A 13,796-nucleotide genomic window follows, 5' to 3' on the forward strand; every position below is an offset into this window, starting at 1 on the left:
TTATATGAATGATGTTTTTGTTTACCCTTTGCAGAATTCAAAAGAATATAAAGATGTTATAAATTGCATAAAAAATAATAGAGGCTCATTACTAGTTAATGGCCTTTTACCAGTGCAAAAACCACATATAGCCTATTCTATATTCAAAGACTTATCTAGACAAACTGTCATAGTAGCAAGTAGTGATTTAGAAGCAAAAAAGGTATATGATGATTTAAGTTTTTATATGAAAGATAAAGTAGAGTATTTAGGTCACCAAGATATCTACTTTTATAGCTTAGATGCAAAGGATAGAAATGAAGAAGCTAAAAAATTAAAAGTTTTATTAAAGTTAGCTAAAGGTGAAGATATGGTTTTAATAACTTCTGTAGAAGCTATATTAAAAAAATATATCCCTAAAGATATATTATTAGAAAATATATTTACGTATAAGATAGGGGATATAGTTAACCTTGATGATTTAAGTGAAAAATTAGTTTCACTTGGCTATGAAAGGGTTTCCAAAATAGAAGGTTTTGGTCAGTTTAGTATTAGAGGGGGAATTATAGATATATTTTCACTAGAATACACAGATCCGATTCGTATGGAATTATTTGATGATGAAATAGATTCTATACGAACTTTTGATGTTTTCACGCAAAAATCTATAGAGAAAATGAAGAAATTTTCAATAACTCCGTCGAGAGAATTTATATATCCTGATAAAATTGATAAAGCCGTAGAAAGAATAAAAAAAGATACAACTAAATATACTAATGAAGATGTTTTTAGAAACATTGATAATATATCAAGCAAAACATATTTTGAAGGGATTGAAAATTATATTGATTATGTTTATACATATGAAAATAAAAGTTTATTCACATATCTTAAAGACAACGCTATTGTATTTGTAAATGACATAAGCAGAGTAAAAGAAAGATGTGAAAATTATATAAATGAATTTAAAGATAATTATAAGTTAAATCTCGAAAGAGGTTTAGCATTAAAGAGTCAAGGTAACTTGTTATATCATTATAGTGATTTAGAATTTATTATAAATAATAAAAAATTAATTTTAAATACATTAATTCCAAAGCCGATAAATGACTTTAACGTAAACTCAGTTGTAAACTTTGAGGCTAGAGAAATTCCTACATTTAATGCAAAAATAGATGTTTTAGTAGAAGAGTTAAATAGATTAAAATACAATGGATATAAAATTATTTTAGCTACAAATACATTAGAAAGAGCTAAGAAATTAAATTCTGAATTATTAGATTTAGGACTAGAAACAACTATATCTAAGAGCAGAAATGTGGAAATAAAATCATCTCAAATAATAGTTATACCAGCAAGTATAAGCAGTGGATTTGAGTATAAATCAATTAAATTTGCTGTTATAACAGATAATGAAATGATAGGAGTTCATAAAAGAGGGTCTAGCTCTAAGACTAAAAAATCTAAAAAAGGCAAAAAAATAGAGTCATTTTTAGATTTAAATGTAGGTGATTATGTTGTTCATGAAAATAGTGGTGTAGGTAGATACACAGGAATTGAGCAAATTACAGTAAATGCTATAAAGAAAGACTATATGAAAATAGTTTATCAAGGCGGAGATAACCTATATGTACCTATTGATCAAATGGATAAAGTACAAAAGTATATAGGTGTTGAAGAAGATAAAGTAAAATTAAACAAACTTGGAACAAATGAATGGACAAAAGCTAAAGCTAAAGTTAAAAAAGAAATAGAAGATATGACAAAAGATTTAATAGAACTTTATGCTAAGCGTGAAAAAGTTAAGGGTTATAAGTTTAGTAAAGATACAACTTGGCAATCAGAATTTGAGTCATTATTCCCACACCAAGAAACAGATGACCAATTAAAAGCTATAGAGGACACAAAGAAAGACATGCAGTCTAATAAAGTAATGGATAGGCTTGTATGTGGAGATGTTGGATATGGAAAAACAGAAGTAGCTATAAGAGCTGTTTTCAAGGCTTGTATGGATCAAAAACAAGTTGCAGTACTAGTTCCAACAACAATACTAGCTCAGCAGCATTACAATACATTTAAAGAAAGATTTGAAAATTATCCTATAAGAGTTGAGGTACTAAGTAGATTTAAAACTCCTAAACAACAAAAACAAATTATAGAAGATGCTAAAAAAGGATTAGTAGATGTATTAATTGGTACCCATAGAATAGTATCTAAAGATATAAACCTACCTAATTTAGGATTAGTAGTTATAGATGAAGAGCAAAGATTTGGAGTTAGACATAAAGAAGCATTAAAGAAAATTAAGTCAACAGTAGATGTTCTGACTTTATCAGCAACACCTATTCCTAGAACACTACACATGTCTTTGAGTGGAATAAGAGATATGAGTGTTATAGAAGAACCACCACAAGAAAGACATCCTGTAATAACTTATGTTACAGAGGCTAAGGAAAGTGTAATACAGGATGAAATAGAAAGAGAGCTTGGTAGAGGTGGACAGGTATTCTTTATTTATAATAGAGTTGAACATATTGAAGAAATGGCAAGCATGATACAAAGGCTGGTGCCAGATGCAAGAGTTGCGGTAGCGCACGGTAGAATGACATCTAAAGCTCTTGAAAATATAATACTAGGATTTTTAAATAAGGAATTTGATGTTTTAGTTTGTACAACAATAGTAGAAACAGGTATGGATATTTCTAATGCAAACACTATGATTATATATGATGCAGATAAGATGGGACTTGCACAGCTTTACCAGTTAAGAGGTAGGGTGGGGAGAAGTTCTAGACAAGGCTATGCATACTTAATGTATGAAAAAGACAAAGTTCTTAGTGAAATAGCTGAAAAAAGATTAAAAGCAATAAGAGAATTTACTGAGTTTGGATCAGGATTTAAAATAGCCATGAGAGACTTGGAAATAAGAGGAGCAGGTAATATACTTGGATCTCAGCAACATGGTCATATGGCTATAATAGGTTATGATCTATATGTAAAGATGTTAAATGAGGCTATTAAAAAAGTTAAGGGTGAAGTTGTTCATGAGGAAGTAGATGTAGAGATAGACTTAGGTGTAAATGCATACATACCAGATAGTTATATAAGTGATGAGCTAATTAAAATAGAAATGTATAAAAAAATTGCATCTATAGAATCAAAGGAAGATATGCATGAAATACAAGAAGAATTAGAAGATAGATTTTCAGATATACCAAAAGCAGTTCAGTGTTTACTTAGAATAGCTTATATTAAGACTTTATGTAAGAAGCTTAAAATTGAAAAGGTAAGACAGATAAAAGATGAAATATTATTAGTTCCTACAACAAGATATAAAACAAAGGAAAAAATAGGTTATAATATAGTAGTAGAATTAGAAGAACTTTTACAAAAAATGTGTAGTGTAAAATAATTTAAAATAAGAGAGGGTGTTTAGATGTTAAAAAAACTAATGTCAGTAGCAGTATCTTTAGTATTATGCGTAACAATGACTGCTTGTTCAAGTGGTGCTAAAACTAATGATATAGTAGCTACAGTAAATGGAAAAGAAATAACAGTAGGAAATTATGAGAAAACATTAGCTTTATATAAACAATCAGCAGAAGGTATGTATGGAGCATCAATATGGGAAACGGAAATAGAAAAAGGAGTAAAATATAAAGATACATTTAAAAATGATATACTTAAGCAAATGGTAAATGTAGAAGTAGTATGTGAAGATGCTAAAAAACAAAAAATAGCACCTTCAAAAGAAGAAGTTAATAAAGCTTTCAAAGAGTTAAAGAAGAGTATAGATAAAGATGAAGAATATAAAAAGAACTTAGAAAAATTGGGTATAAACGATGAATACTTAAAACAACAACAAGAACAAGATCTAACTATAAAAAAATACAAAGAAAACTTTGATAAGACAACTAAAATATCAGATGAAGAGTTAAAAAAATATTATAATGATCATAAAAAAGAATACTATAAAGATGAAGTGAAGGCATCACATATATTAATATCAACTACAGATAAAGATGGGAAGCCTTTATCAGAAGAAAAGAAAAAAGAAGCTAAGAAAAAAGCAGAAGATTTACTTAAAAAGGCTAAATCAGGAGAAGAATTTGCAGCTTTAGCTAAAGAAAATTCTGATGACCCAGGTTCAGGAAGTCAAGGTGGAGATTTAGGATATTTTGGAAAAGGAAAAATGGTTCCAGAATTTGAAAAAGCTGCATTTTCTTTAAAAGTAGGGGAAATATCTGATATAGTGGAATCTCAGTTTGGATATCATATAATAAAATTAACAGATAAAGTAAATGAACAAACTCCATTTGAAGATGTAAAAGATACAATAAAAACAACTTTATTAACAGAAAAATTTAATAAAAAAATAGAAACTCTTGCAAAAGAAGCTAAAGTAGAAAAAAATGAAGATGTAATTAAAAAAATTAAATTTTAATTAAAAAATTAATAGTATAAAATAGAGAAAAATAACTTACATATGGGTAAATTGTAAGATTATTGAAGTCTGAAATAGTTTAATTTACAATATTTGAAAAGCTATGTAATAATACATAGCTTTTTTTGTATATTTTTCTTAACATTGGTAAAAATAAGCCTAAAGTTACTAATGGAGGGATAAATTATATATGAGAGCGACAGGAATCGTTAGAAGAATAGATGATTTAGGAAGAGTTGTTATTCCAAAAGAAATAAGAAAAACTTTAAGAATTAGAGAAGGAGATCCTTTAGAAATATTCACTGCTAAAGATGGTGAAGTAATTCTTAAAAAATATTCGCCAATTGGTGAATTAAATGAATTCTCACAAGAATATACAGAAACTTTAGGTGAAACTTTAGGATATGGAATAGTTGTAACGGATCTAGACTCTATAATAGCTGTTTCTAAATTACCTAAGAAAGATTACAAAGAAAAAAGTATAAGTGATGAACTTGAGCAATTAATAGAAAATAGGGAAGTTAAATATGCTAAAGATAATAAAATACTACCTTTACATAAAGATGACTCTATGGAATATGCAAAGCAAATAATAATGCCTATAGTTAGTTCTTCAGGAGATTGTATAGGATCTATAGTATTAGTATCTAAGGAGTCAGAGGGAATATCTGAGGCAGAAGAAAAAATTCTAAAAATTGCAGCTAATTTCTTAGGAAAACAAGTTCAATAACAAATTAATTTTTAAAAGACCCTATGTTTTTAGGGTCTTTTAAAGTTGTAGTAATATATTGAATACATTGTTGAATATATGATATATTAAAGCTTGTTATATAAAAAATGGAGGTTATGTTATGGGGAACAAGAATAAAGACTCTTTTTTAAGAGGCGCTTTTATACTTGGACTAGCGGGGATAATTGTTAAAATAATAGGGGGCTTTTTTAGAATTCCTCTAGGTAATATGATAGGGGAAGATGGTATGGGGTATTATCAAGCAGCATACCCTGTTTATACGCTATTTTTAACATTAGCAACAGCAGGTTTTCCAACTGCATTAGCTAAATTAGTTTCCGAGAGATCAGCAATAGGAGATTATAAAGGTGCTCAAAAAATATTTAAAGTTTCATACACAGTGCTTTTTATGACGGGGCTTATTGCATTTTGCATATTTTTCTTTGGGGCGAATTATATAGTGAATAATATAATGGGAAACCCAGGAGCATATTATGCAATGATTGCAATTTCGCCAGCTCTTTTATTTGTACCAATAATGTCTTCTTACAGAGGCTATTTCCAAGGTAGAAAAGAAATGACTAAGATAGCTATTTCTCAAATTGCAGAACAGTTCTTTAGAGTTGCATTAGGTCTATGGTTGGCATATTATTTAATGGCTGCTAGAGGGCCTAAATTAGGGGCAGCAGGGGCTATAACAGGAGCAACTGTAGGTGCGATAGCATCTATTACATATTTGATATTAGCGTACATAAGAGATGGTAAAAAACGAAAATTAGAGATAAAATCAAGTCATCATTTTAAGGATGAATCAGTAGGTAAAATTTTAAAGAAAATACTTGTGGTAGCGATACCTATAACAATAGGAGCATCTGTGATGCCATTAGTAAATATGGTAGATAATGTAATCGTTATAAAAAGGCTTATAGTAGCAGGCTATAGCTTGAAAGAAGCTAATGCTATGTTTGGACAATTAACTGGATTTGCTATGGCTATAATAAATTTACCATCGGTTATAACAATAGCTATGAGTATGAGCCTAGTACCATCAATATCGGAATCTTATGCTATAGGAAATAAAGTGAAAGCTAGAAAAGATACAGAAAGCGCTATAAAGGTAACACTATTGATGGTTTTACCGGCTGCATTTGGTATAGCAGCTCTTGCAATACCTATAATGCAACTTTTATATCCAAAACAACCTGAAATGGTTGGAAATCTACTACTAGTTCTTACTCCATGTGTTGTATTTTTAGGTCTAATGCAAACTATGAATGGTATATTACAGGGTATGGGAAAACCAATGATTCCTGTAATAGCTCTAGTTGTAGGCATGTTATTTAAAGTGATAATAAGTTATACATTAACAGCTGTGCTTGAAATAAATGTATTTGGTTCCGCACTAGGAACTGTTTCAGCATATTTTATTGCGGTATTAATAGAATTACGTTACATAAAAAAATCTATGAAGGTTAAATTCTCAATAAAAGAATTTGTATTAAGACCTCTGATAACTGTTTTGACTATGTTTGTAGTTGTTAAACTAAGCTACGGATTTCTATTGGAAATAATAGGAAGTAAAATATCTACAGTAGTTTCGATTGGCATAGGAGCAGCTATATATGGTATAGTAATTATATTAATAGGTGGAATAAGTAAAGAAGAACTTTTAACGATACCAAAAGGTGATAAAATTTATAAAATACTTAAAAAATTCAACCTGATGAGGTAATATAAGAATATATATACAAATAAAGGAAATACTTATAAATAATTAAATTTCCTTTATTTGTATTAAAATATGTATAAAATTTACTAAATTTGAAAAAAACTAAGAGGAGTGACATTATGGGCAAGATAAAAATTGTAGGACTTGGGCCTGGAGACTATTCTCTTATTAGTCAAGGTGCATTAGAAGCACTACAATCAAGTTCAAGAATATTTTTAAGAACAGAAAAACATCCTACTGTGGACAAGCTTAAAGAAACTATAAAATACACTTCCTTAGATTATTTTTATGATAAAGAAGAAAATTTTGAAGATGTATATGGAAAAATTTCTGAATTCATTATAGACTTATCTAAAGAGGGTGATTTAGTATATGCAGTTCCAGGGCATCCAAGGGTTGCAGAAAGGACTGTAAGTATAATAGAGTCAATAGCAAAAGAAAAGGGCATAGAAGTTGAAACAATAGCCTCTATGAGCTTTGTAGATGCTATGTTTAATTATTTGGCTATTGATCCTTCAGATGGATTTAAATTAGTAGATGCTTTTGAAATAGAAAATGCATATATAGATATTAATACTAGTATGATAATAACACAGATTTATGATTCTTTCATTGCATCTAATATAAAGTTAAAGTTAATGGAATATTATGATTATGATCAAGAAGTATGTATAGTAAATGGTGCAGGTGTTAAAAATTTAGAGAGTAAGAAATATGTTTTATTACATGAACTTGATAGGTTAGAAAATAAATTTGATTATTTAAGTAGTTTATATATACCAAAAAGTTCTAAAAGAATGTATAATACTGTACATGAGCTAGAAAAAATAATGAGTACATTAAGAAGTCCATCTGGATGTGATTGGGATAAGAAACAAACACATGAATCACTTAAAAAATATCTAATAGAGGAGTCATACGAGCTTTGCCAGGCTATAGATAATGATGATATAGATGAAATGATAGAAGAGCTTGGAGATATCCTTTTACAGGTAATATTCCACTGTCAAATAGGTCAAGAAGAAGGTTTCTTTGACTTAAAAGAAGTTGTTAATGGAATATGTACAAAACTTATACATAGACATCCTCATGTTTTTAACGATGAAGATATAGATATTAAAAATTTTGAAAAAACATGGGAAGAGTTAAAACAAGAAGAAAAAGGTGAAACGAACATAACAGAAGGTCTTAAGAGAATACCGGCTCATTTACCTGCCTTAATAAAGGCAGAAAAAATTCAACATAAGGCTTCACTTATTGGATTTGACTGGGATAAAATAGATGATGTAATAAAAAAAATTGAAGAAGAATATAAAGAATTACTTGACGAATGTGAAGTAGGAAATATAAAATACATAAAGGAAGAACTAGGAGATTTACTGTTTTCTATAGTGAATTTAGCTAGATTCTTAAAAATTGATCCAGAAGAAGCTTTAAACTGTACTAGTCAAAAATTCATAAATAGATTTGAATTTATGGAGCAAAGTGCTATGAACTCAAATAAAAAACTTGAGGATATGACACTTGAAGAACAGGACAAGTTATGGAATGAAGCAAAATCCAATAAAATCAATTAAGTAAAAAACTAGAATTTAAAAGAAATAAAATTCTATTTTATAAACATTTTTAGGAGGTAAGTATCGTGAACAAAGCTGAATTAGTATCAAGAATGGCAGAAAAAAGTGAATTAACAAAGAAGGAAGCAGAAGCTGCTTTAAACGCTTTCATGAAGTCAGTAGAGGAAGCATTAGTTGAAGGAGAAAAAGTTCAATTAGTTGGATTTGGAACTTTTGAAACTAGAGAAAGAGCTGCTAGACAAGGTAGAAACCCAAGAAACCCAGAAGAAGTTATAGAAATACCAGCTTCTAAAGCTCCAGTATTCAAGGCTGGAAAAGGTCTTAAAGATATAATAAACGGATAATTATACAAATGACAAAAGTGTGGGATTATATACCACACTTTTTCTATATAAAGATTAATTTTCAGGAGGAATATCAAATGAGATTAGACAAATTTTTAAAAGTATCAAGAATCATAAAGAGAAGAACAGTAGCTAAAGAGGCTTGTGATAAGGGGATAGTAACTATAAATGGGAAGATGGCTAAGTCTTCTTCAGAAGTTAATATTGGAGATATATTAGAAATAACATTTGGTGAAAAAGTGCTAAAATGTAAAGTAGTTGAAATAAAAGAGCATGTACTAAAAAATGATGCTAAAGAAATGTATGAGATAATAGAATAAAATTGAAAGTTCCTCAGTATATTTATAGTAGTATAAATGAAAATTTACTGGGGGGATACTATGGAACATAACGTAACTTTGAAAGATAGATCTAGTCTAGTTGTTTCTGGAGTAGAACATATCTATTCTTTTAGTGATAAGAAAGTAGAAGTAAGAACTTGCGTAGGAGAAATGGCAATAGAAGGTGAAGGCTTAGATATGAGTAAATTGAGCCTAGATGAAAATATCATAAGTATAGATGGTACTATTAATTCTATCGTTTACTCTAAAGAAAGAAAGCCACAAGAAAGTTTCTTTAAGAAGGTATTTAAGTAAATGATGCCATTTACAGAAGACTTTGCGTACTTTTTTACAACTATATATGGTGGAATAATTATAGGAGTACTGTTTGACTTTTATAGAGCATCTAAGAACAACTTTAAAATAATGAGGTACTGCTCAATTGTTTTAGATGCTATATTTTGGATTACTACCACTCTTGTAGTTTTTATAACAGTAAACGCTGTTGAATCTTTTGAGCTAAGATATTATCATTTTGTGGCTTTATTTATTGGTTTTATCTTATATTACAACACCATAAGTAAATTTGTTTTAGCAATAATCAATAAAATTATTTATTTAATAACAAATTTAATCAAAAAAACAATACAGTACATAGTCAGTATTTCAGAAAATTTGTATTACATTATAGCCTACTCAATACACTTTTTATTTGATATCATATTTTATATACCGAATATGATATTAGCAACTGGTAGATTTATGAAGAGGAAATCTAACGGTAAATTAAAAATAAAAAAAAGGGTGTAGATGGGGATGAACATAAGAAAAAAATTTTTTAGTCAAGCTGCTGTTTTAGGAATGTTTTTAGTATTTGTAGTGTGTAGTTTAGGTACAGGAGTTTTATTTCAAGTAACAAAGGTTAAGGAATATAAAAAAGAGATAGCAAGTATAAATAAGCAAATAGAGCATACTAAGGCAGAGATAGCAAAATTAGAAAAAGAAGAAAGTTCTCATGACTTAGAAATATCAGCACGAAATCGTTTAAACATGGTTAAGCCAGGGGAAATAATATATGTAGATATAAAAAAAAGGTAACCTAAAAAGTTACCTTTTTTTGTATATATGTAATTATAATATATAATTAACACAGAATATAAAAATAGGAGTGAGTTTATGAAAATAGGAACAATTGACATAGGAACCAATTCAATGAGATTACTTATTGGAGAATATAAAAATGGAAAGATAGAAAATAGAAAAAAATTTGTCAATACAACTAGAATAGGACAAGGTGTAGATAAAGAAGGATATATAAGTCAGGAGGCTATAAACCGTAATATAGATGCTTTAAAAGAGTTTGCTAAGTTATGTAATGATGAAAACTGTGAATATGTTTACAGTATGGGAACATCAGCTCTTAGAGATAGTAAAAATGGAGATGAATTTGTTCAGTTAGCTAAAAATGAGACAGGTATTAGTATAGATATAATAAGTGGAGAAGAAGAATCGAATCTTGGATTTAAAGGTGTTCTAGAGGGATTAGAAGGAAATAATGATATCTTAGTTATTGATATAGGAGGAGGTTCTACAGAGTTTATTATAGGAGATAGAGAAGGAATAAAATTTGCTAAGAGTGAAAATGTTGGAGCTTTAAGAATGACTGAAAAATTTTTAAAAATTGATCCTGTAGATGATTTAGAATTTAATGATATGTATATGTTTATAGAGAATGAGATAGATAAAACTCTTGAATATATTAAAGAAAAGGGAATAAAAAACTTAGTGGGTATTGGGGGAACAATAACTTCTTTATCTGCAATGAATCAAGATTTAGAAATTTATTCAATGGAAAAAATACACAATAGTAAAATATGCAAAAAAGAAATAGAAAAAATTCTACAAAATTTAAAAAAGATGACATTAAGTGATAAAAAAACATTAAAAGGGCTACAGCCGAAACGAGCGGATATTATAACGGCTGGTGTAGCAATTTTGAATATAATAATGGAAAAACTAGAATTAAATGAAATAATAGTAAGTGAATACGATAATTTGGAAGGCTTAACGTGTCAAAAATCAAAAAAAATGTCTTAATATTTTGCCAATCTAGAAACTGAATATGACAAAAAAAATACCTCCTCTTTGTTACAATTTCTTTATAAACAAAAGAGGGGGATTTTTATGGAGAAAAGTGCAGTTAGTATAAAAAGTAGAAGTTTTAATTTAAACCATATAAAAATAAGTAAATATATTGATTTTAATACGGCAATGTTTATGGCAATGGGATTTTTATTAAGTAGGTCTATGTTAATCGGGTCTATAGCTCCATTAGGTATAGCATTCTTTTTATATGTATCTAAAATAGATCGATATAAAATACCTGTTTTTATATCTACGCTATTAGGTATATTGTTATCAGCAAATAGTATGTCTTATATACTAAAGTATTCACTCTGCCTAATTATATTTATGGTTATAAATAAAACCATAAAACAAATAAATTCAGTATGGAAGATTGCACTTATAGGTGCATTTGTATTATTACCTATTTCTATTGGACAAGCTTTATTATCTAATAAATACTTATATGATATAGTTGTTGCAATTATGGAAAGTTCTATTATGTTTATAGGTGTGTATATTTTTTCATATGGTATAGGTATGATAGTTAACACAAACAATAGAATTGCTGTAAATGTTGAAGAGGCTATATCTATAAGTCTATTAGTTACATTCAGTATTATGGGTATAGGTGAATTAGCCATAATGGGAGTATCTATAAGGATTGTATTATCTACAATGCTTATATTAATAGCTTCAATTTTAGGTGGTGCATCTATGGGAGCAACATCTGGAGTAATAGTAGGGATTGCATTTATTATAAATAATATAACATCAGGAATATACATGGGAATTTTTTCATTTGCTGGTTTAATAAGTGGAGCATTTAATAAAATTAATAAATATTTTTGTATATTAGGATATATATTAAGCTGGATGATGTTGTATACATATAATTCTGGAGTCGGATCAAGTTTAAGTCAATTAAGGGATATACTAATAGCTTCTTTAATAGTTATAGTTTTACCAGAGAAATTTTTCAATAGAATAGAAAAGATAATAAAAACTAATATTACAACGAATGAAGTTGTATATGATTATATAAATAGAAGTAAGAATATGGCAAATAGTAGACTTATGAATATGAATAAAGCTTATAATAGTTTAGCAGATACATTTGATCAAATAAGAGAACGAGAGAAAGTAGTAGATCAGAGAGATATAGCGAGTATTATAGATATGATACACAACGATCAATGTAAAGAATGCAGTATGAGGCGAAGATGTTGGGATTTAAAATTCAATCATACATATACATTAATGAATGAGATACTAGAGAAGTTAGAAGAAAATGGAGAAATAACGTGCAATCATATATCAGAAGAATTTATAAAAGAATGTATAAAGCCAGAATCAGTTGTAAAGGTATCTAATTATTACTATAAGTTATTTGCATTAGATTATAATTGGAATCTTAAATTTTCAGAGAGCAGAAGATTGATTGCAAATCAAATAAGAAGCATGTCAAAAGCAATAGAAGACCTATCACAAGATTTAGAAACTAATGTCATTTTAGACCTAGAAAAGGAAAATGAAATCCAAGACTACTTAGAAAGAAATAATATAACGGTAGATAAAGTAAATTATATAACTAAAGATAATGATGATTTTGAAATTAAGATAGAGAAGAAAACTTGCAACAGTGGATGTATGTGTGAAGATAAGATTCTAAAAGTATTGTCTGATTTTATGGGAGAGGATATATCTGTTCAAAAGACAGGATGCAGATCATTAGGTGGGAAATGTAAAGCAACACTTAGTAAAAGTCAAAATTTTAAAATAATAACAGATGTAGCTTCTATGTCAAAAGATGGTCACATACTTTGTGGTGATAATTATACGCATATGGATATTAATGATAGTAAGTATATGGTTGCAATTAGTGATGGCATGGGTAAAGGTACAAAGGCCTATGAAGAATCTTCAATAACTATAGATATATTAGAGAAAATGATGGATGCAAAAATAGATGATGAAATAATTATAAATACTATCAATAATATGTTGCTATTAAAGTCATCAGATGAAATGTTTTCAACTTTGGATTTGGGAATTATTGATCTAAAAAAAGGTATGCTAGAAACCATAAAAATGGGAGCATGTTCAACATATATAAAAAGAGATGATGATGATGTGGACTTAGTATCTTCTTCATCTTTACCAGTGGGAATATTATCTGACATAAAATTAGATAGAAAAGCTGTTAAGGTCAACAAAGGTGATTATATAATTATGGTATCTGATGGAATATTAGATGCGGGCAAAAATAATAATATGGGAGATAATTGGTTGATATACTTCCTAAAATCAATTGATACTACGAATCCTAAAGAAATAGCAAACTTAATATTAGATAGAGCATTAGAAATACAAAATGGATCTGTTGAAGATGATATGACCGTATTAGTAAGCAAAGTATGTTCAGCTTAGATTATTTCACAATATCATATTGATAGCATAAAATAGAATAAAATCAAGATATCAACAATATCAACATAAAATGTCAATAATATGTGGATAACTTTTATAATGAAGACATACATGCTAAA

12 protein-coding genes are annotated in these 13,796 nt (G+C 28.4%); all 12 read left to right on the forward strand.

What is annotated here, in order from left to right:
* Positions 1 to 4 precede the first annotated feature (4 nt).
* Entirely contained in the window at positions 5 to 3,391 is a 3,387-nt protein-coding gene (gene mfd, locus NWE74_RS12670) for a transcription-repair coupling factor (protein ID WP_258243379.1), read from the forward strand.
* Between the two features lie 24 nt (positions 3,392 to 3,415).
* On the forward strand, positions 3,416 to 4,423 hold the full coding sequence (locus tag NWE74_RS12675; protein WP_258243380.1) for a peptidylprolyl isomerase: 1,008 nt from the start codon (positions 3,416 to 3,418) through the stop codon (positions 4,421 to 4,423).
* 190 nt (positions 4,424 to 4,613) lie between these two features.
* Entirely contained in the window at positions 4,614 to 5,153 is a 540-nt protein-coding gene (locus NWE74_RS12680; RefSeq protein WP_258243381.1) for a stage V sporulation T C-terminal domain-containing protein, read from the forward strand.
* A 121-nt stretch (positions 5,154 to 5,274) separates the two neighbouring features.
* Positions 5,275 to 6,885, forward strand: a complete 1,611-nt coding sequence (locus tag NWE74_RS12685) for a putative polysaccharide biosynthesis protein (protein ID WP_258243382.1) — start codon at positions 5,275 to 5,277, stop codon at positions 6,883 to 6,885.
* 116 nt (positions 6,886 to 7,001) lie between these two features.
* Complete coding sequence (gene mazG / locus NWE74_RS12690) at positions 7,002 to 8,459, forward strand: nucleoside triphosphate pyrophosphohydrolase (protein WP_258243383.1); 1,458 nt, start codon at positions 7,002 to 7,004, stop codon at positions 8,457 to 8,459.
* A gap of 65 nt (positions 8,460 to 8,524) precedes the next feature.
* On the forward strand, positions 8,525 to 8,803 hold the full coding sequence (locus tag NWE74_RS12695; protein ID WP_092727649.1) for an HU family DNA-binding protein: 279 nt from the start codon (positions 8,525 to 8,527) through the stop codon (positions 8,801 to 8,803).
* 77 nt (positions 8,804 to 8,880) lie between these two features.
* The gene (locus tag NWE74_RS12700) at positions 8,881 to 9,123 is read left to right on the forward strand and encodes an RNA-binding S4 domain-containing protein (RefSeq protein ID WP_092727650.1); all 243 of its coding nucleotides are present in this window, start codon (positions 8,881 to 8,883) and stop codon (positions 9,121 to 9,123) included.
* A 60-nt stretch (positions 9,124 to 9,183) separates the two neighbouring features.
* The gene (locus NWE74_RS12705) at positions 9,184 to 9,438 is read left to right on the forward strand and encodes a YabP/YqfC family sporulation protein (protein ID WP_258243384.1); all 255 of its coding nucleotides are present in this window, start codon (positions 9,184 to 9,186) and stop codon (positions 9,436 to 9,438) included.
* Positions 9,439 to 9,933, forward strand: coding sequence for a spore cortex biosynthesis protein YabQ (yabQ, locus tag NWE74_RS12710; RefSeq protein WP_258243385.1), 495 nt, complete (start codon positions 9,439 to 9,441; stop codon positions 9,931 to 9,933). It begins immediately after the preceding gene.
* A 6-nt stretch (positions 9,934 to 9,939) separates the two neighbouring features.
* Positions 9,940 to 10,221 (forward strand): FtsB family cell division protein, encoded by a 282-nt coding sequence (locus NWE74_RS12715; protein WP_258243386.1) that lies wholly within the window; start codon positions 9,940 to 9,942, stop codon positions 10,219 to 10,221.
* A gap of 78 nt (positions 10,222 to 10,299) precedes the next feature.
* Positions 10,300 to 11,220, forward strand: a complete 921-nt coding sequence (locus tag NWE74_RS12720; RefSeq protein ID WP_258243387.1) for a Ppx/GppA family phosphatase — start codon at positions 10,300 to 10,302, stop codon at positions 11,218 to 11,220.
* 87 nt (positions 11,221 to 11,307) lie between these two features.
* Entirely contained in the window at positions 11,308 to 13,677 is a 2,370-nt protein-coding gene (gene spoIIE, locus NWE74_RS12725; RefSeq protein WP_258243388.1) for a stage II sporulation protein E, read from the forward strand.
* The last annotated feature ends 119 nt before the right edge of the window (positions 13,678 to 13,796 follow it).

The organism is Romboutsia lituseburensis (assembly GCF_024723825.1).
Classification (GTDB): Bacteria; Bacillota; Clostridia; order Peptostreptococcales; family Peptostreptococcaceae; genus Romboutsia_F; species Romboutsia_F lituseburensis_A.